At 71.8% G+C, this 18,966-nt stretch carries 20 protein-coding genes; 17 read left to right on the forward strand and 3 right to left on the reverse strand.

All coding sequences use genetic code 11. The features are described 5' to 3' along the window. The first annotated feature begins 24 nt into the window (after positions 1-24). Entirely contained in the window at positions 25-672 is a 648-nt protein-coding gene (locus ACULK4_RS08500; RefSeq protein ID WP_445966648.1) for a DUF1990 domain-containing protein, read from the forward strand. Between the two features lie 2 nt (positions 673-674). Further along, on the forward strand, positions 675-1,910 hold the full coding sequence (gene hemW, locus ACULK4_RS08505) for a radical SAM family heme chaperone HemW (protein ID WP_445966647.1): 1,236 nt from the start codon (positions 675-677) through the stop codon (positions 1,908-1,910). Between the two features lie 52 nt (positions 1,911-1,962). On the opposite strand, the gene ACULK4_RS08510 is transcribed toward hemW, so the two are convergent. Beyond that, on the reverse strand, positions 1,963-2,427 hold the full coding sequence (locus ACULK4_RS08510; protein ID WP_445966646.1) for a DUF4870 domain-containing protein: 465 nt from the start codon (positions 2,425-2,427) through the stop codon (positions 1,963-1,965). Between the two features lie 117 nt (positions 2,428-2,544). Further along, the gene (locus tag ACULK4_RS08515; protein ID WP_445966645.1) at positions 2,545-2,934 is read right to left on the reverse strand and encodes a DUF4870 domain-containing protein; all 390 of its coding nucleotides are present in this window, start codon (positions 2,932-2,934) and stop codon (positions 2,545-2,547) included. 209 nt (positions 2,935-3,143) lie between these two features. Between ACULK4_RS08515 and hrcA the strand changes: the two genes are divergently transcribed. From hrcA to ACULK4_RS08565, 10 genes are all read left to right on the forward strand, one after another. Beyond that, a complete protein-coding gene (gene hrcA, locus ACULK4_RS08520; RefSeq protein ID WP_445966644.1) occupies positions 3,144-4,163 on the forward strand; it encodes a heat-inducible transcriptional repressor HrcA in 1,020 nt (339 codons plus the stop codon). Positions 4,164-4,224: 61 nt separating this feature from the next. Then, complete coding sequence (gene dnaJ / locus ACULK4_RS08525) at positions 4,225-5,325, forward strand: molecular chaperone DnaJ (protein WP_445966643.1); 1,101 nt, start codon at positions 4,225-4,227, stop codon at positions 5,323-5,325. Between the two features lie 20 nt (positions 5,326-5,345). Beyond that, positions 5,346-6,080: a 16S rRNA (uracil(1498)-N(3))-methyltransferase gene (locus ACULK4_RS08530; RefSeq protein ID WP_445966642.1), complete on the forward strand. Its 735-nt coding sequence runs from the start codon at positions 5,346-5,348 to the stop codon at positions 6,078-6,080. 24 nt (positions 6,081-6,104) lie between these two features. Then, positions 6,105-6,464 (forward strand): HIT domain-containing protein, encoded by a 360-nt coding sequence (locus ACULK4_RS08535; protein WP_445966641.1) that lies wholly within the window; start codon positions 6,105-6,107, stop codon positions 6,462-6,464. 76 nt (positions 6,465-6,540) lie between these two features. Beyond that, positions 6,541-7,578, forward strand: coding sequence for a PhoH family protein (locus ACULK4_RS08540; protein WP_445966769.1), 1,038 nt, complete (start codon positions 6,541-6,543; stop codon positions 7,576-7,578). Beyond that, complete coding sequence (ybeY, locus tag ACULK4_RS08545; protein WP_445966640.1) at positions 7,575-8,036, forward strand: rRNA maturation RNase YbeY; 462 nt, start codon at positions 7,575-7,577, stop codon at positions 8,034-8,036. The genes ACULK4_RS08540 and ybeY overlap by 4 nt, the downstream gene beginning before the upstream one ends. A 5-nt stretch (positions 8,037-8,041) precedes the next feature. Beyond that, the gene (locus tag ACULK4_RS08550) at positions 8,042-9,361 is read left to right on the forward strand and encodes a hemolysin family protein (protein WP_445966768.1); all 1,320 of its coding nucleotides are present in this window, start codon (positions 8,042-8,044) and stop codon (positions 9,359-9,361) included. Continuing rightward, positions 9,358-10,251 (forward strand): GTPase Era, encoded by an 894-nt coding sequence (gene era, locus ACULK4_RS08555; RefSeq protein WP_445966639.1) that lies wholly within the window; start codon positions 9,358-9,360, stop codon positions 10,249-10,251. The genes ACULK4_RS08550 and era overlap by 4 nt, the downstream gene beginning before the upstream one ends. 111 nt (positions 10,252-10,362) lie before the next feature. Continuing rightward, on the forward strand, positions 10,363-10,989 hold the full coding sequence (locus tag ACULK4_RS08560; protein WP_445966638.1) for an SRPBCC family protein: 627 nt from the start codon (positions 10,363-10,365) through the stop codon (positions 10,987-10,989). Continuing rightward, positions 10,986-11,657, forward strand: coding sequence for a DUF4166 domain-containing protein (locus tag ACULK4_RS08565; RefSeq protein ID WP_445966637.1), 672 nt, complete (start codon positions 10,986-10,988; stop codon positions 11,655-11,657). The genes ACULK4_RS08560 and ACULK4_RS08565 overlap by 4 nt, the downstream gene beginning before the upstream one ends. A 315-nt stretch (positions 11,658-11,972) precedes the next feature. Here the strand turns inward: ACULK4_RS08565 and ACULK4_RS08570 are convergent, their stop codons facing one another. Then, positions 11,973-12,644, reverse strand: a complete 672-nt coding sequence (locus ACULK4_RS08570) for a VOC family protein (RefSeq protein WP_445966636.1) — start codon at positions 12,642-12,644, stop codon at positions 11,973-11,975. A 154-nt stretch (positions 12,645-12,798) separates the two neighbouring features. Here ACULK4_RS08570 and ACULK4_RS08575 point away from each other — a divergent pair, with 154 nt between their 5' ends. The 5 genes from ACULK4_RS08575 (at position 12,799) to leuA (ending at position 18,919) form a co-directional block, all read left to right on the forward strand. Further along, on the forward strand, positions 12,799-13,998 hold the full coding sequence (locus ACULK4_RS08575; protein ID WP_445966635.1) for a sensor histidine kinase: 1,200 nt from the start codon (positions 12,799-12,801) through the stop codon (positions 13,996-13,998). Positions 13,999-14,054: 56 nt separating this feature from the next. Next, positions 14,055-14,663, forward strand: a complete 609-nt coding sequence (locus ACULK4_RS08580) for a response regulator (protein ID WP_501043383.1) — start codon at positions 14,055-14,057, stop codon at positions 14,661-14,663. A 91-nt stretch (positions 14,664-14,754) separates the two neighbouring features. Beyond that, complete coding sequence (locus tag ACULK4_RS08585) at positions 14,755-15,516, forward strand: ABC transporter ATP-binding protein (RefSeq protein ID WP_445966633.1); 762 nt, start codon at positions 14,755-14,757, stop codon at positions 15,514-15,516. Further along, positions 15,513-16,913, forward strand: a complete 1,401-nt coding sequence (locus ACULK4_RS08590; protein WP_445966632.1) for an ABC transporter permease — start codon at positions 15,513-15,515, stop codon at positions 16,911-16,913. The genes ACULK4_RS08585 and ACULK4_RS08590 overlap by 4 nt, the downstream gene beginning before the upstream one ends. A 230-nt stretch (positions 16,914-17,143) precedes the next feature. Next, entirely contained in the window at positions 17,144-18,919 is a 1,776-nt protein-coding gene (leuA, locus tag ACULK4_RS08595) for a 2-isopropylmalate synthase (protein WP_445966631.1), read from the forward strand. Positions 18,920-18,966 lie beyond the last annotated feature (47 nt).

Consider the following 18,966-nt stretch of genomic DNA (forward strand, 5'->3'; position numbering starts at 1 on the left):
GGCCCTCCGAAGTACGATGTTCGGATGACTCGACGCAGCACGTTCACCGACCAGTCGGTCACGTACGGCGCGATCGGCGCGACGCTCGACCCAGACCTGCTGCGGTACCCGCCCGCCGGGTTCCGCCCGGCGGAGGACTCCGTCAAGCTCGGCTCCGGGCGCGAGCGCTTCGACCGCGCCGCCGAGGAGCTCATGACCTGGGGCGTCCAGAAGGGCGCCGGATTCGAGGTCACCGAGGTCGCCCCGGGCACGGGCGCGCAGTACACGGGCATCGCCTACGACGCCGACGGTTCGCCGCTCGCCGAGCAGCCGACCGCGCACGCCGAGCAGCGGTTCGCGGCCGACGGCACCCCCTTCGTCTCCGCGGGGATGACCGCGACGCTCCGGCGGCGCGGACGCCTGCGCAGCCGGACGACCCCGATTCTCGTCGTGTACGTCGTCGACGAGCCCGGTCGCATCGGCTTCGCCTACGGCACCACGGGCGACTCCCCCGAGCACGGCGAGGAGTCCTTCGTGCTCGAGCACCGCGACGACGACACCGTGTGGCTCACGATCCGCTCGGCGCTCGAGCCCGGGGGCGGCATCCACCGCCTGCTCGCGCCGCTGACCCGCCGCCGGCGCCGAGAGCTGACGCGCGCCGAACTGCGCGCGCTGCACCCCGCGTACACCTGACCGTGGCCGGACCCCTCCCGATCGCCGATCCGGCGCCCTCCGACGGCCTGCTGCCGGCGAGCGCGGTGACGGATGCCGCCGACCGGGCGTTCGGCGTCTACGTGCACGTGCCGTTCTGCCGGGTCCGCTGCGGCTACTGCGACTTCAACACGTACACGGCGGGCGAACTCCGGGGGGTCACCCAGGCCGGGTACCCCGACCAGGCCATCGAGGAGATCCGTCTCGCACGGCGCGTGCTCGCGGCATCCGCTGCTCCCGAACGGACCGCGCAGACGGTGTTCTTCGGCGGCGGCACGCCGACGTTGCTGCCGGCCGCCGACCTCGTGCGCATGCTCGCCGCGATCCGCGACGAGTTCGGGCTGGACGACGGCGCCGAGGTCACGACCGAGGCGAACCCGGACTCGGTCGGTCCCGACGGCCTTCGGCGGCTCGCCGAAGGCGGGTTCACGCGCGTGTCGTTCGGCATGCAGTCCGCGGTGCCGGAGGTGCTCGCAGCGCTCGACCGCACGCACGACCCCGCGCGGGTGCCGCTCGTGGTCGGCTGGGCACGCGACGCCGGGCTCGACGTGAGCCTCGACCTCATCTACGGCACGCCGGGGGAGTCGCTCGCCGACTGGCGCACGAGCCTCGAGGCCGTCGTCGCCGAGCGGCCCGATCACGTCAGCGCGTACGCCCTCATCGTCGAGGACGGCACGAAGCTCGCCCGACGGATCCGCCGCGGCGAACTCGCGCCGATCGACGACGACCTCGCGGCCGACATGTACGAGCTCGCCGACGACCTGCTCGGCGCGGCCGGATACGAATGGTACGAGGTGTCGAACTGGGCGACGGATGCCACGAACCGGTCGCGGCACAACCTCGGGTACTGGCGCGGCGACGACTGGTGGGGAGTCGGGCCCGGGGCGCACAGCCACGTCGGCGGCATCCGGTGGTGGAACGCGAAGCACCCCGCCGCGTACGCCGAGCGGATCGCGGCCGGCGTGTCGCCCGCGGTGGGCAGGGAGACCCTCGACGCGGCGACGCGGGAAACCGAGCGCGTGCTGCTCCTCGCACGGATCCGGGAGGGAATCGAGGTCGCGTCGCTGCACGCCGGCGGCCGTCACGCCGTCGCCGGGCTCATCGCCGACGGGCTCGTGGACGCGAAGAACGCCCTCGCCGGGCGGGTCACGCTCACCCGGCGAGGGCGTCTGCTGGCCGACGCCGTCGTGCGGCGCCTGCTCTACACGGTGGTCGAGTAGCGCGCGGCGCGCACCCGACGGTGGTCGAATGGCGCGCAGCGCGGACCGGGACCTAGCTCACGAACTTGATCGCGATCGGGTAGACGTACGGCTGCCCCTGGTTCGCCTTGAGCGCGGCGATGATGCCGAACACGATGGCGGCGATCCACGCGGCGAGCAGGATCAGGAAGCCGATCAGCACGAAGGCGAGGATCCAGCCGACGACGTACGCGATGAGCAGCGTGATCTGGAAGTTCAGCGCCGTGGCCGAGTGCGCGCGGATGAACGCTCCGCGGTCCTTGAGCACGAGGTAGCCGATGAGCGGCGGCAGGAACCCGAACAGGATGCCGCCGATGTGGATCAGCGTCGCCCAGAGCCGCTGGTCGGGCGGGCTCATCTCCTGGGCGGGGGCGCCGTAGCCGGGACCACCGCTGGGCGGAGGCGGCGTGGGCCCGCCGGGAGGCGGCGGAGGCGTGGTGCCGCCGGGCGGCGGGGTGCTCGGCGGGTTGGGCGGTGTGGGAGGTGGTGCGTCGGACATGATGCTGGCTCCTTGGTCGGTCGCACGCCCGTGTCGCGAGGCGTTCCCTCATGCTGGCACACGGCGACGCGCCGGTCGAGGGGTCTCGGACCGGCGCGTCGCAAGGTCGTGCGCGGGTTACTTGATGAGGCGCAGTGCGAACGGGTAGCGGTAGTGGCGACCCTCCTTGGCCTGCAGGAAGGCGATGATCGAGAAGACCACGCCGAGGATCCACGGAACGTACAGGAGGAAGCCCAGCACCGCGCCGATGCCGAAGGTCACGACGGTGAGCACGGTGACGACGACCCAGAGCGCGACGGTGCCGAGCGCCAGGGTGATCTGGAAGTTCAGCGCCTCCTTCGCCTCGGTGTTCGTGAACGAGCCGCGGTCCTTGAAGACGAGCCAGATGATGAGCGACGGCAGGATGCCGAGGATGCCGCCGAGGTGGGCGAACGAGCCCCACTGCACGTCCTGCTCGTGGGAGAGCGGGGCGGCGGGAGCGGCGGGTGAGGTGTTGGGGTCGGTCATGCGGGGTTGCCTTTCGGGTTGACGGGGAGGTGCGACGGTCGCACGCGCGAGGACGGGGCGGCGGTCGGCGCGATCACACGCTACTGCCGTGGGACTCGGCCCGGCAACGGTGCCGGCACCGAATCCCGCGATATGATTGGCAGTCATGCGAACCGAGTGCTAAGCGCATGGTTCGCGCGCACGCAGGTCGGTCGAGGGAAGCGAGGGTCATGGTCTCCGAACGCAGCCTCGCCGTGCTCCGCGCGATCGTCCAGGACTACGTCGCCTCGCGCGAGCCCGTCGGCTCGAAGACGATCGTCGAGCGGCACCACTTCGGCGTCTCGGCCGCCACGATCCGCAACGACATGGCCCTCCTCGAAGAGGAGGAGCTCATCGCGGCGCCGCACACCTCGTCGGGCCGCATCCCCACCGACAAGGGCTACCGCGTGTTCGTCGACCAGCTCGCCGACATCCGGCCCCTCACGACCGCGCAGCGTCAGGCGATCGAGACGTTCCTCGGCGAGTCGAACGACCTCGACGAGCTGCTCGCACGCACCGTCCGCCTCGTCTCGCAACTCACCCGACAGCTCGCGGTCGTGCAGTACCCGAGCTTCGCCCGCGCCCGAGTCCGCCACGTCGAGCTCGTCTCGCTCGCGCCGACACGCGTGCTGTGCATCCTCATCTCCGACACCGGCCAGGTCGAGCAGCGGCTCGCCGAGCTCGACCAGCCCGTCGACGAGGAGACGCTGCACCGCCTCCGCAACCGCCTCAACGAGGTCGCCGAGGGGCTCACGATGGCGGATGCCGCGACGGCGCTCTCGACCGAGACCGAGAAGGCCGACAGGGCCCACGCGGAGGTGCTGCGGACCCTCGCCGCGACCCTCGCCGACCAGGCCAAGGTCACGCGCAGCGACCGGCTCGTGGTGGCCGGCGCCGCCAACCTCGTGCGCACCGAGCAGGACTTCGCCGGCAACATCCTCGGCGTCATCGAGGCGATCGAGGAGCAGGTGGTGCTCCTGAAGCTCTTCGGCGAGATGGCCGCCGACCAGGGCATCGCCGTGCGCATCGGCCGCGAGAACGCACCCTTCGGACTCGGCGAGACCTCGGTCGTGTCGAGCTCGTTCGAGATCCCCGGGCGCGACGTGTCGCGACTCGGCATCGTCGGGCCCACCCGCATGGACTACTCCCAGAGCATGGCCGCCGTGCGCGCCGTCGCTCGCTACCTCTCGCGCACGCTCGGCGAGAACTGAACCGCGCGGAGCCGCCCGTGCGCGGCATCCGTCACCGGCAATCGAAAGGAACCCGCCCGCAGTGGCCGACCATTACGAGGTCCTCGGCGTCTCGCGCGACGCCACCCCCGACGAGATCAAGAAGGCGTACCGACGGCTCGCCCGCGAACTGCACCCCGACGTCAACCCCGGCGCCGAGGCGTCCGAGCGGTTCAAGCAGGTCACGCACGCCTACGACGTCCTCTCCGACCCCAAGCAGCGCCAGCAGTACGACCTCGGCGGCGGGCAGGGCGGCTTCAACGGCGCCGGGTTCGGCGGGTTCGGCGATATCTTCGAGACCTTCTTCGGCGCGGGCCAGTCCAGCCGCGGGCCGCGGTCGCGCCGCGAGCGCGGGCAGGACGCCCTGATCCGGCTCGAGGTGGGCCTCGACGACGTCATCTTCGGAACGCACCGCGACCTCGAGGTCGACACCGCCGTGACCTGCGAGACCTGTCACGGCTCGTGCTGCCAGCCGGGCACGTCGCCCGTCACCTGCGACATCTGCGGCGGCACCGGGCACATCCAGCGCGCGGTCCGGTCGCTCCTCGGCAACGTCATGACCTCGAGCCCGTGCGGATCGTGCCGCGGGTACGGCACGATCATCGCGACCCCCTGCGCCACGTGCCAGGGCCAGGGTCGCGTTCGTGCGCGCCGTACCGTGCCCGTCGACGTGCCCGCGGGCGTCGACACCGGCGTGCGGCTGCAGATGCCGGGCTCGGGCGAGGCCGGTCCCGCCGGCGGACCGAACGGCGACCTCTACCTCGAGATCAAGGTGCGGAACCACGAGGTGTTCAGCCGCAACGGCGACGACCTGCTCTGCACGCTCGAGGTGCAGATGACCGACGCGGTGCTCGGCACGGACGCGAAGGTGGCGGCCCTCGACGGCGACGTCGACCTCGAGCTGAAGCCGGGCGTGCAGTCGGGCGACATCCTGACCGTGCGCGACCGCGGCATCACGCACCTGCGCGGCGGGGGCCGTGGCGACCTCAAGGTGGCCGTGCACGTCGTGACGCCCACGAAGCTCAGCCACAAGGAGCGCGAACTCGTTCAGCAGCTCGCCAAGCAGCGCAAGGCGCAGCCGCCGCAGCTCGGGCACTTCCAGCAGGGACTGTTCGCACGACTGCGCGACCGGTTCCTCGGCTGACGCGCGAAGCGGATGCGGCGATGAGCAGCCTCTACCTCGACGAGACCCTCGACCTGGCCCGTGTCGAGCCGGGCGCGACGGTCGAGCTCGTCGGCGACGAAGCGCGGCACGCCGTGACCGTCGCGCGCGTGCGCGTCGGCGAGCGGGTTTCGGTCGGCGACGGACGCGGTCGGATCGTCTCGGGCGAGGTCGCCGCGACCGAGTCGCGCCGGCTCGAACTGGTGGTCGACGAGGTCCGCGACGAGCCGGAGCCGTCGCCGCGGCTCACGCTCGTTCAGGCGCTCGCGAAGGGCGATCGCGACGAGCTCGCGGTCCAGGCCGCGACCGAGCTCGGGGTCGACCGGGTCGTGCCGTGGGCTGCGGCCCGCTCGGTGTCGCGCTGGGAGGGACCCAAGGCCGAGAAGGGTCGTGCGCGCTGGGCCGCCATCGTGCGCGAGGCGGTCAAGCAGTCCATCCGGAGCCGCGTGCCGCCCGTCGACTCGGTCGCAGCGACGCGCGAGCTCCCGGCGCGCCTGCAGGGCGAGCGGATGCTGCTGCTCGTGCCGGGCGCACCGACCCCGCTCGGCGGCATCCGTCACGACGGCCGCGACCTCGCGCTCGTCGTCGGCCCTGAGGGCGGCATGGACCCTGCAGAGATCGAGCGGCTGGTCGAGGCCGGGGCCGAGCCGGTGCGGCTCGGGGAGTCGGTGCTGCGCACGTCGACGGCCGGCCCTGCGGCGATCGCGGTGCTGTCGGTCGCGCTCGGGCGGTGGTGACGCATCCGTCGCTACGATGGGGGCATGAGCGGAACGGCGGAGCCCACGGTGTTCGAGCGCATCGCCGCGGGCGAGATCCCGGCGCGGATGGTGGCCGAGACCGATCGCGTGATCGCGTTCCACGACATCGCCCCGCAGGCGCCCGTGCATGTCATCGTCACCCCACGCAAGGGCGAGTACCGCGACGTCGTCGAACTGGCTGCGGGCGACCCCGACCTGCTCGCCGAACTCGTCTCGGTCGCGCGGGGCATCGCCGACGAATTGGCGGGCGGCCAGTTCCGGCTGATCTTCAACACCGGCCCCGCCGCGGGCCAGACGGTGTTCCACGTCCATGCCCACGTGCTCGGCGGCGGGCTCGAGGAGGGTTCGCTTGGCGGGCGCTGACGACAAGGGCGAGGCCCGGCTCCCCGTCCCCGAGGCACGAGCCGACGAAGAGCGGCTCCACGTCGACGGCATCGCGATGGTGCGCCTGCTCGGCCCGCAGGACCGCCTGCTCACGAGCATCGAGCGCGAGTACCCGGGCGTCGAGGTGCACGTGCGCGGCAACGAGATCGCCATCCGCGGCGACGAGGAGCAGCGGCGGCGCGTGCGCCGGCTGATCGAGGAACTGCTCGAGCTCGTCCGCGGCGGCGAGGACCCGACGCCCATCGAAGTGAGGAGCTCCGCCCGAATGCTCGACGCCGACCCGAACTCCCGGCCCTCCGAGGCTCTGGGCCAGGTGATCGTGTCGGCCAGGGGCCGCTCGATCCGGCCGAAGACCGAGGGGCAGCGCGCCTACGTCGACGCGATCGACGAGCACACCATCGTGTTCGGAATCGGGCCGGCCGGCACCGGCAAGACGTACCTCGCGATGGCGAAGGCCGTGCAGGCGCTCCAGCGCAAGGAGGTCAACCGGATCATCCTCACGCGTCCGGCCGTCGAGGCGGGGGAGCGGCTCGGGTTCCTGCCCGGCACGCTCACCGAGAAGATCGACCCGTACCTGCGGCCGCTCTACGACGCGCTCAACGAGATGATGGACCCGGAGATCGTCCCGAAGCTGCTCGCGTCCGGCACGGTCGAGGTCGCGCCGCTCGCGTACATGCGCGGACGCACGCTCAACGACTCGTTCGTCGTCCTCGACGAGGCGCAGAACACCACTCCCGAACAGATGAAGATGTTCCTCACACGGCTCGGGTTCGGCTCGCGCATGGTCGTGACCGGCGACATCACGCAGGTCGACCTGCCGGGCGGCTCGTCGGGCCTCCGGCTCGTCACGCGGATCCTCGACGGGGTCGAGGACATCCACTTCGCGAAGCTCACGAGCGACGACGTCGTGAGGCACACGCTCGTCGGCCGCATCATCGACGCCTACACCGAGTTCGACCAGCGCTCGCAGGCCCAGCGATTCGAGCGCGAGCAGGCGCGCGAGTTCGCGAACCGCGCCGAGCGCCGCGGCGCCGCCGACCGGCGCGGAGCGGCCGGGCCTCGCGACCACCTGCCGAGGAAGAGGAGCACGTGAGCATCGAGGTCAACAACGAGTCGGCCGTCGCGGTCGACGAGGCGGCGCTGCAGCGTCTCGCGGTGTACGCGCTCGACGCCCTGCACGTCCACCCCGACGCCGAGCTCGCGATCGTCCTCGTCGACGAGGGGGCGATGGAGCAGCTCCACGTCCAGTGGATGGACGAGCCCGGGCCGACCGACGTGCTGAGCTTCCCCATGGACGAACTGCGCCCGGGCACCGAGGACCAGCCCGCGCCGCCGGGCCTCCTCGGCGACGTCGTGCTCTGTCCGCAGGTCGCGGAATCCCAGGCCAGGGCGGCCGGTCACGACCTCCTCGACGAACTGCAACTGCTCACCGCGCACGGAATCCTGCACCTGCTCGGGTTCGACCACGCGGAGCCCGCCGAGGAGCGCGAGATGTTCGGCCTGCAGCGCGACCTCCTGGTCGGCTTCGCCATGCAGGAGCGACGCCGCTGACCATGATGCTGCCCTGGCTCTTCCTCGCCGCGGCGCTCGTGCTCGTCGCCTTCGGCGGCCTCATGGCCGCGGTCGACTCGGCGATCGGCGCGAGCTCGCGCGCCGACCTCGTCGAGATGTCGCTCGGCGCGAGGGCCGAGCGTTCGCTGCGCGCCATCGCCGACGACGCCGGCGCGCACGTCAACGCCGTGAACTTCATGCGCATCCTCGCCGAGACCACTGCGGCGGTGCTCGTGACGCTCGCGTTCACGTTCTTCCTCGACGACGTGTGGCTCGTCCTGCTGGTGTCGGCGCTGATCATGACGGCCGTGTCATTCGTGCTCGTCGGCGCGAGCCCGCGCAGCGTCGGCCGGGCGCATGCGAGCACGGTGCTCCGGCTCTCCGCACCGATCGTCCGGTTCGTGCGCGTCCTCCTGGGGCCGCTCGCGAACGCGCTCGTCTCGCTCGGCAATCGCGTGACACCGGGCCGCATCCGGTTCGCCGGCGTGTCGAGCGAGGAACAGCTGCTCAGCATGGTCGACGAGGCCACCGAGCTCGAGGTGCTCGACCAGGGCGACCGCGAGCTGATCCATTCCATCTTCGAGTTCAGCGACACCCTCGTGCGCGAGGTGATGGTGCCGCGCACCGACATGGTCACGATCGAGCGCTCCGCCCACCTCCCGCAGGCGATGGCGCTGTTCCTCAAGGCGGGGTACTCGCGCATCCCGGTCGTCGAGCGCGAGGCCGACGACATCGTCGGCGTACTCTACCTGCGCGACCTCGCCAAACTCGGGTTCGAGCGGCCGCTCGACTCCGAATCGCTCACGGTCGCCGACCTCACCCGCCCCGCCGTGTTCGTCCCCGAGTCGATGAAGGCCGACGCGCTGCTCCGGCAGATGCAGCTCGAGTCGAACCACCTCGCGATGGTCGTCGACGAGTACGGCGGCATCGCCGGCCTCGTCACGATGGAGGACCTCATCGAGGAGCTCGTCGGCGACATCTCCGACGAGTACGACCGCGAGGCCGCGCAGGTCGAGGAACTCGGCGAGGGGCGGTTCCGGATCAACGCCCGCCTGCCCGTGGACGAGCTCGGCGAGCTGTTCGGGCTCGACCTGGAGGACGAGGACGTCGACTCGGCGGGCGGGCTGCTCGCGAAGGAACTCGGCCGGCTGCCGCAGACAGGCGACCGCGCCTCGGTGAGCGGCCTCCTGCTCGAGGCCGAGCGCACCGAGGGCCGCCGCAAGCGCATCGCCACGATCCTGGTCGAGGCCGACCAGGCGCTGATCGACGTGCGCACCGCATTCGCCGGAAACGACGCCGCACCGACCGAGGGAGATCGACCATGACCGACTACCGCGCAGGGTTCGTCTCGTTCGTGGGCCGGCCGAACGTCGGCAAGTCGACGCTCACGAACGCGCTCGTCGGCGAGAAGGTCGCGATCACGAGCTCGAAACCGCAGACCACACGGCGCGCCATCCGCGGCATCGTGCACCGCGAGTACGGGCAGCTCATCGTCGTCGACACGCCGGGATTGCACCGCCCGCGCACGCTCCTCGGCGAGCGCCTGAACTCGCTCGTGCAGACCACGCTCGGCGACGTCGACGTGATCGGCTTCTGCGTGCCCGCGAACGAGGCGATCGGTCCCGGCGACCGGTACATCAACGAGCAGCTCGAGCAGTACCCGCGCGCGAAGAAGGTCGCGATCGTGACCAAGACGGATGCTGCGGGCAGGGCGAAGGTCGCCGAGCAGCTGCTCGCCGTGTCGCAGCTGCGCGAATGGGACGCGATCATCCCCGTCTCTGCACCGAAGGGGGAGCAGCTCGACGTGCTGGTCGACGAGCTGCTGCAGCTCATGCCCCAGTCGGAGCATCCGCTCTACCCGGCGGAGGCCGTGACCGATGAGGACACCGCCGAGCGCATCGCAGAGTTCGTGCGCGAGGCCGCGCTCGAGGGCGTCTCCGACGAGCTGCCGCACTCGATCGCCGTCACGGTCGATGACATGATCGAGCGCGACGACAAGGACCTGCTCGAGATCTACGCGAACCTCTACGTCGAGCGCGACAGCCAGAAGGGCATCATCATCGGCAAGGGCGGGGCGCGCCTGCGCGAGGTGGGGGAGCGCGCCCGTGCGCAGATCGAGGGGCTGCTCGGGCGCCGGGTGTACCTCGCGCTGCACGTCAAGGTCGCCAAGGACTGGCAGCGCGACCCGAAGCAGCTGGGCCGGCTCGGGTTCTGACGGTCGCGTGCGCGGGATCGCTGCGCTTGCGGGAACAGCGACCGGTCGCGCAGGGGGATCATGCGTGCACGAGGCGGCGGCATTGCGGGCTCCCTTGGTTAGGGTCGGAGCGTGTCGCCCCGCAGCATCTATGTCGAGACCGTGATCAGGGCTGACCTCGATGAGGTGTGGGCCGCGACGCAGGACCCGGCCAAGCACGTGCGATGGGACGTCAGGTTCTCCGAGATCCGGCCGACCGGAGTCACCGAGGATGGCGCCGCCCGGTTCGACTACTCACGGCGCGCGATCTTCCACACCGTCGAGGGCACGGGCGTGAGTCTCGGTGAGGTGTCGCGCCCGGACGGCGTCCGTACCTCGGCGCTGCGATTCGCCACCACGGACCGGTGGTCTCCGATCCGGTCAGGACGCGGGTACTGGCGGTACGAGCCCGCGCCGGGCGGCATCCGCTTCATCACCGGTTACGACTACGAGCCCGGCTGGGGGCCGCTCGATGTCATCGTCAGGCCAGTGCTGGGGTGGGCGACGGCGTGGAGCTTCGACCGGCTCCGGATCTGGCTCGAGAGCGGCCAAGCGCCGGAGCGCTGGCCATTGGCGAGCGCAGCATGGTGGTGGCGCCGGGATCGACCGCGCGCGTCCAGGTGCCGGCGTTCACCGGACGGTGGACGCCGGAGAGCCGACCACCTGCGTGGTGCGCCGCCGACGCTTGCGGAGCTGCCCGAGCCGGAGGCGAGCCGATGACCTCGATGTTCGAGCGGGCGCTCGGGGAGGCGCAGTTCGCGCGGCTGCATCCGATGTTGCAGCGCAGGTTCGGTGTCGGGCTGGACCGAGCCGAGGCGTGCATCGGCCGCGGCGTCATGAGCGAGATCCGGCGCGGGCCGTGGTGGACCGTGCCGTTCCTGCAGATCGGCCGGCTCCGCAACATCCTGGTGCCGGATGTCGGCGACGACGTGCCGTTCACGATCGAGAACCACCCCTACCTCGACCCGTTCGGCCGTGAGACGGTCACGTTCGTGCGCGAGTACACCGTCGGTCGGCGCCGCCGACGGTTCGATGCGACGATGATCCTCGTCGGCGACCGGATCGTCGACTTCCTCGGCACGCACCAGCACCTGGCCGTCGATCTCGACCTCGCCGTCGATGAGGACGGCGGGCTGCTCCTCACCTCGAATGCGCAGCGGTTCTACGAAGGCCTCGTGGGCTTCCGGTTCCCGATGCTGTTCAGTGGGCGCGCGACCCTGCGCGAACGCTACGACGACGCCGACGGGCGGTTCCACATCGACCTCGAGGTGCGCAACGACCGCTTTGGATTCCTCTTCGGCTACCGCGGCAGCTTCACCTGCCACTGGGTGCCGGCCACCGACGCCCCGAGGAGGCTGAAGCCGGTCCGGCACGAGCTCCGCACCTGAGCGACATGCAACCCGGGAGGGCATTGCGTTGGAGGGGTCGGCGCCGCCCCGCCGCCCACGCCGCGAACGCCGCCAGGCTGGGCCAACCGGATCGCCCCGACACCGTCCGCGACGAGATCCGCTGGCAACTCGATCACATGTCCGACCTGACGAGGTCCGCGCTGCGACGGTTGCCCCCCGTCGGCGAGGACCCCGCCGGTCCTCTCGGCTCAGGACTCCTCGCGTCCGGCATCCTCGGTTCGATCATTCGGGAGATCCAAGCCGGCGTGCGCGATGCTGCACCGCAGAACGGGGACAAGTAGGTGATCGTCGCCGTCAGTCGTCGGTGTCGGTCCAGGACGCGATGTCCACGCCGTGGTTGTCGGGCGACGCGAGCGACCACCAGGCGGGAGCGTGCGAATCGTCGGCGAGTCGCCCTCCGGCGGCAATGGCGGCATCCACGCGCGCCTGAGCCTGGTCGGCCGGCACGAACACGTCGAAGTGCGTCCGGCCCCTCGCCGGGGCGTCTCCGGCGATCGGGTTGAAGGCGAGCTGCGGCCCGCAGCGCAGCGGATCGACGGCATCCGTTTCGCCGAACGGCTCGTAGCCCAGTGCGGCCATGAAGAACGGTCGCACGTCGGCTCGGGAGTGCTGGGCGACGTAGACGCCGATCGACTGCGCGCGCCAGGGATCGGACGTCAGACCTATCTCGGCGGCGGCGATGGATACCGCGGCGGCGAACCCCGTGGCAGGCGCGGGGATCCCGTCCCAGCTGCGGTGCGGGATGCGCACGACGACCGCCTCGGGACGCACGTCGACGTCGGGCAGCATGCCGAACCGCTCGGCGGCGGCGGCGACCGATCCGACGAGGCCGGCCGCATGCGAGAACGACGTCGCGGTGAAGACGGCCTGCGGGCCCGTTCCGGTGACACGCCAGTCCGAGACGCCCGGCGCTCGGTGGAACTCGGCCGCGGAGATCCATTCCGAGGCGTTCGTCGACTCACCCATGGGACTCCTCCTCGCGCCGTCGGAGTCCGAGACCGCGGACCAGCGAGGACTCCAGACGGCACGCTACTCCGTCGTCGACCCATGGGGTCCGCCCGGAGGATGATTCCGTTCGCCGCCGCGCGCTCCGCTCCGGGGCAGGGCGTACCGTGGATCGGTGAGCATCTCGACCCATCGCGCCACGCTCATCGTGGACGGCATCCTCGCGGCGCTGTTCTTCGCGGTGTGCGTGCTCTACGCGTTCGTCGGCGGCTGGCCCGACGTCGTCGTGGTGACGCTCTTCTCTGCCGCGCTGGTGATCCGCCGGGTCGCCCCTGGTGCTGCGCTCGTGGTCGCGTGGGTGGCGGCGTGCGCGCAGATGCTGATGCTCCGCGAAGTGCAGCCGGCGGATGCCGCGGTCTTCGCGATCATGTACTCGACCGCCGCATACGGTTCGCCGGCGGTCCGGTGGTGGGGACTCGGGTCGGCGGGCGCGGGCGCGGTCCTCGCCTCGGCGTACCTGTCAGTGGTCATGCCGCTCGTCAACGGCATGGGTGTCGCGCCGGCCGCCGACGCGTTCGGCCGCCTGATGTGGTCGGGACTCGTCTTCGGCGCCGCACTCGCCGGGCTCGTCCTCGCGTGGACGGTGGGCCTGCTCGCGAAGACCGTCCGCGACGCACGCGAGCAGGGCCGTCGCGCCGAGCTCGACCGCCGCGAGCTCGAGCACGCCGAGTACCGCTACGTCGTCGAGCAGGAGCGTTCGCGCATCGCCCGTGACATGCACGACGTGGTCGCGCACTCGCTCGCCGTCGTCATCGCGCAGGCCGACGGAGCCCGCTTCGCCGCCCGTACCCGCCCGGAGGCGGCGGTGCAGACGCTCGAGACCATCTCGGGCGTCGCGCGCGGTGCGCTCGGCGACGTGCGGGCCCTGCTCGGTGAGCTCCGGCACCGCGAGGGCGGCTCGCCGCAACCGGTGCTCGACGACCTCGACGACCTCGTCGAGCAGGTCCGGGACGCCGGGCTCGACGTTCGGCGCACCGAGCGCGGCGAGCGCGTGCCGCTCGGCGCCGGCCACCAGATCGCCGTGTACCGCATCGTGCAGGAGGGCCTCACGAACGCGCTGCGTCACGGCGACGTGTCCGAGCCCGTCGACCTGGCGCTCGAGTGGGACGCGCACGGTGTCGCGGTGCGGCTCGAGAACGCGGTGCCGGATGGCGCGGCGCCGGGCACCGCGCGCGACGCGACGCCGGGTCCGCGCCACGGCATCCCCGGCATGCGCGAGCGCGCCGAGCTCGCCGGCGGCGCGTTCGCCGCCGAGTCGCTGCCGAACGGACGGTTCCGGGTGTCGGCTCGCATCCCCGCGCAGGCGGCGTCGTGAGCGGCATCCGTGTCGCACTCGTCGACGATCAGGCGCTCTTCCGGGCCGGCATCCGCATGCTCGTCGAGTCGCAGTCCGACCTCGTGTTCGCGGGCGACGCCGCCGACGGCCGTGCCGCCGTCGCCCTCGCCGAGCGCAGCCGCCCCGACGTCATGCTCATGGACGTCCGGATGCCGCAGCTCGACGGGATCGCCGCGACCGAGCGCATCCTCGCCGACGCGGCGCGCGCCGGGCGCGAGCCGCCCCGCATCCTCGTGCTCACGACCTTCGACCTCGACGAGAACGCGGCGCGCGCCATCCGCGCGGGCGCGAGCGGGTTCGTGCTGAAGGACGCCGATCCCGAGTTCCTGCTCGCGGCGATCCGCACGGTGCACCGCGGCAACGCGGTGATCGCCGCGAACGCCACGCGCGACCTCATCGCGAGCGCGAGCCGGGGGAGCGGCCGCCGTCCCGCACCGGCCGCGTGGAACGACCTCACCGCGCGCGAGCGCGACATCTTCCGGCTCGCGGCCAAGGGCCTGTCGAACGCCGAGATCGCGGCATCCGAGTTCCTCGGCGAGGCGACCGTCAAGACGCACCTGAGCCGCGTGCTCGCCAAGCTCGGCCTACGCGACCGCGTGCAGCTCGTCGTGTTCGCGTACGAGCACGACCTGCCCGTCGACTGACCCGACGGTCCCGCGGGTCATCCGAGCGGATGACGTGGGCGAGCCTCCCGGCGGACGCGCCGGGCGCTGTCCGGTCCATAGCGTCGACGACATGCACATCCAACCCTCAGACCTCGGACTCGTCGCCCGCGTCGCCGGCCTCGGCAAGCGCTACGGCTCGGGCGCCGGGACCGTGACCGCGCTCGACGACGTCTCGCTCGGCCTCCGCCGCGGCGAGTTCACCGCCGTGATGGGCCCGTCGGGCTCCGGCAAGTCCACGCTCATGCACATCATGGCCGGGCTCGACTCACCGACGTCGGGCCGCGTGTGGCTCGGCGACACCGACATCACCGAGCTGCCGGATGCCGCGCTGACGGTGCTGCGCCGCCGCCGCGTCGGCTTCGTGTTCCAGTCGTTCAACCTCGTACCCACGCTCGACGTCGAGGGCAACGTGCTGCTGCCGTTCGAGCTCGACGGCCGTCGGCCGACGCGCGACGAGCGTGCGGTGATCGACGCACTGATCGACCGGCTCGGCCTCGCACCGCGCCTGCGTCACCGTCCGCACGAGCTCTCCGGCGGGCAGCAGCAGCGTGTCGCGATCGCCCGCGCCCTCGCGACCCGGCCCGACCTGGTGTTCGCGGACGAGCCCACCGGCAACCTCGACTCGCGAACCGGCCGCGAGGTGCTCAGCATCCTCGCGGAGGCGAGCCGCGAGTCCGGCCAGTCCATCGCGATGGTCACCCACGATCCGGTGGCGGCGAGCCACGCCGACCGGATCCTCTACCTCGCCGACGGCCGCATCGTGCGCGATGCCGCGCGGTCGACGCCCGAGGAGATCGCGACGTACATGCTCGCGATGGAGGCCGCGGCATGAGCCGCCTGCGCCTCGCCGACCAGTGGCCGACGCTCGTCGTGGCGGCTGTCGCCGCCGCGTTCGGCGCGATGCTCCTGCAGGTGACCGGGCTCCTCGGCGCGGCGATCCGCGCCGACGACGCGACGGGCTCGAGCGACACCGCGATGCTCATCCTCGCGATCACCGCGTGGGTGTTCATCGTCATCGCCGTATACGTCGGCGCGATCGTGACCTCGAACACGGTCGCCACCGTCGTCGCCGGTCGCACCCGGACGATCGCGCTGCTGCGCCTCGTGGGCGCGAGCGCCGGCTCGCAGCGCGCCGCGATCGCCAGGGAGGGGCTCGTCGTCGGCACGGCCGGGGCGGTGGCCGGCGTCCTCATCGGTTCGTTCGCCGCCTGGGGGATGGGGGCGTGGGCCGTGCGGGCCGACGTGATCCCGGAGACCGCGTACGACTGGGCGAACCCCTGGGTGGCACCGCCGGCCGTGGTGGTCGCCCTCACGACGTGGCTCGCGGCATGGGTGGGTTCGCGACGCGTGCTCGCCGTGCGCCCCGCCGAGGCGCTGGGCGGCGCGAACGAGTCCTCGCGTGAGGAACTCCACGCCCGCAAGGGTCGCAACGTCGCCGCCGTCACGCTCACCGTGACCGGGCTCGCGCTCCTCGTGATCGGCGTGCTCGCGGGGCTCGTCACGCCCCTGGGCGTGTTCATCGGCCTCATCGGCGGCGTACTGTCGTTCACCGGGATCGTCCTGGGCGCCCACCTCGTGATGCCGCCGGTGCTCCGCGCGGTCGGCCGGCTGCTCGGCCGTTCTCCGTCGGCGCGGCTCGCCGCCGAGAACGCCGTGCGGCATCCGGAGCGGAGTTCGCGCATGACGATCGGGCTCGTCATCGGCGTGACACTCGTCACGATGTTCGCCGTCGCGATGGAGTCGTACCGCGTCCTCCTCCTCGAGGCGGTCGCCGACCGGCCCGAGCTCGTGGCGGGCATCGAGGCGATGGTGGATGCCACGGTGGCCGTGTTCAGCGTCCTCATCGGGTTCAGCGCGCTCATCGCCGCGATCGGCCTCGTCAACACGCTCTCGCTCAGCGTGCTGCAGCGCACGCGCGAGCTCGGGCTGCTCCGCGCGCTCGGCTTCGAGCGCCGGCAGGTGCGCGCAATGGTCGTCGCGGAGGCGGCGGCGCTCACCGCGGCGGCCACGATCGTCGGAATCGTGCTGGGCGTCGGGTACGGCTGGGCGGGGGCGCAGTCGATGCTCGGGAGCGTCTCCGGCGAGCCGATGCTCATCGCGCCCGTCATGCCGTGGCCGGTCCTCGGGCTGGTCGCCGCGGCGGCGGTCGTGCTGACGGTCGTCGCGTCGCTCGCGCCCGCCCGGCGCGCGGCGCGGGTGTCGCCGGTCGAGGCGCTCGCGGTGGGGTGAGCACCCGGGGCGGGTGCCGGTTCCTGGGGGGCGGCATCCGCCCCGCTCGTGCGGCCGGAGACGGGCCCGTTCGTCACGGTGCTGCGCCGCCGGCGAGCGGGTGTTAGCCTTGTCGCGTGCTTCACGGCCTGCTCCTCCTTAGCTGCCGCAGCGAGTCCTAGTTCACAGGCCTCCCTCGCTGCGGAGTTCGTCGTCGGCTGAAACCCCCGAATAAGCGAGAAGAGCACCCAATGAAGAACTCCCAGAAGCCCTCCGCGATGCCCGTGCATCGCTACCGTCCGTACCACGAGCAGATCCGCGTCGACCTGCCCGATCGCACGTGGCCGTCGAATCGCATCGAGAAGGCGCCGCGCTGGTGCGCGGTCGACCTGCGCGACGGCAACCAGGCGCTCATCGACCCGATGAGCCCAGAGCGCAAGCGCATCATGTTCGACCTGCTCGTGCGCATGGGCTACAAGGAGATCGAGGTCGGCTTCCCGTCGGCCAGCCAGACCGACTTCGACTTCGTGCGCAGCCTCATCGAAGAGGGAGCGATCCCCGATGATGTCACGATCCAGGTGCTGACGCAGGCGCGCGACCACCTCATCGAGCGCACCTACGAGTCCATCCGCGGCGCGAAGCAGGCGATCGTGCACCTGTACAACTCCACGAGCGTGCTGCAGCGCGAGGTCGTCTTCCGCACCGACAAGCAGGGGATCATCGACATCGCCCTCCACGGCGCGCGCAAGTGCCGCGAGATGGAGGCGACCGTGCCGGGCACGACCGTCTACTACGAGTACTCGCCCGAGAGCTACACGGGCACCGAGCTCGAGTTCGCCGTCGACGTCTGCAACCGGGTGCTCGAGGTGCTCGAGCCGACGCCCGAGCGGAACGTCATCGTCAACCTCCCCGCCACGGTCGAGATGGCCTCGCCCAACGTGTACGCCGACTCGATCGAGTGGATGTCGCGTCACCTCGCGTACCGCGAGAACGTCATCCTGTCGCTGCACCCGCACAACGACCGCGGCACCGCGATCGCCGCGGCCGAGCTCGGCTACATGGCCGGCGCCGACCGCATCGAGGGATGCCTGTTCGGCAACGGCGAACGCACGGGCAACGTCGACCTCGTCGCGCTGGGCATGAACCTGTTCACGCAGGGCATCGATCCGCAGATCGACTTCTCGGACATGGACGAGATCAAGCGCACTGCCGAGTACTGCAACCAGCTGCCCGTGCACGAGCGCAGCCCGTGGGCCGGCGACCTCGTCTACACGGCGTTCTCGGGATCGCACCAGGACGCCATCAAGAAGGGCTTCGAGGCGATGGAGGCGCGCGCCGCCGAGCGCGGCGGCTCGGTCGACGACCTTGCCTGGGCCGTGCCCTACCTGCCCGTCGATCCGAAGGACATCGGACGCAACTACGAGGCTGTGATCCGCGTGAACTCGCAGTCCGGCAAGGGCGGCGTGGCGTACCTGCTGAAGAGCGACCACGCGCTCGACCTGCCGCGCCGGCTGCAGATCGAGTTCTCCGGCGTCGTGCAGGCGAAGACCGACGCCGAGGGCGGCGAGGTCACGAGCGACGAGATCTGGCGCATCTTCAACGACGAGTACCTGCCGGCGCCGCAGGACCGGCCCGACGAGAAGTGGGGCCGGTTCGAGCTGCTGTCGTTGCGCACCGAGAGCGACCTCACGGGCGACGTTCGCGTGCGCGTCGGCCTCCGCGACGGCGACGAGCGCGTCGACGCCGACGGGTCGGGCAACGGGCCGGTCGCCGCATTCCTGTCCGTGCTCGCCGCCGAGGGCGTCGACGTCCGCGTGCTCGACTACAGCGAGCACGCCATGTCGGCCGGGGGCGACGCGATCGCCGCGGCCTACGTGGAGTGCCAGGTCGAGGGCCGCACGCTGTGGGGCGTGGGCATCGACGCCGACATCTCGACCGCGTCGCTCAAGGCCGTCGTCTCCGCGGTCAACCGCGCGCTGCGGGCCGCCCGCGTGCGCGAGGAGGCACAGGCGCCGGCGCTCGCCTGACATTCGTGCGGCGGGCGGGTGCCGCATCCGTCGCCCCGCCCCGCTGT

Source organism: Agromyces selenitireducens (genome assembly GCF_052748465.2).